We start from the raw sequence: 291 nt of genomic DNA, 5'->3' as shown, positions 1-291 counted from the left end.
CAATTAAACCACAATTAAAGCTACCAGTTTATAGTATTAAACAACTGGTATAACTCTTAATTAGATGCCATCCTTAAAAATCACATACCTTTTGAGAAATGTATTCTGTATTCTGCACCCAACATCGTCCTGACCTCAAAGTCAACCGCCTTGTTGTAGCCCATATTACTTATAAGCTGAGCTAATTGTGAATAGGAGTTTCCTCCTAATTTTGTATATACTCCACTCTTTTCCTTCCAAACCATTACGCTCCCAATTCCCTCACCGCGTATGATATTTTTAAAGGGGTCG

At 37.1% G+C, this 291-nt stretch carries 1 protein-coding gene; it reads right to left on the bottom strand.

The window, feature by feature from the left end; genetic code table 11:
* Positions 1 to 80 precede the first annotated feature (80 nt).
* Positions 81 to 291, bottom strand: a 211-nt coding sequence (locus V7014_RS04155) for a hypothetical protein (protein ID WP_335504475.1), incomplete at its 5' end; no start/stop codon positions are given.

Source organism: Bacillus sp. JJ722 (assembly GCF_036963345.1).
Lineage (GTDB): Bacteria > Bacillota > Bacilli > Bacillales > DSM-1321 > Bacillus_AD.
This window is presented reverse-complemented; position numbering and strand designations above follow the sequence as displayed.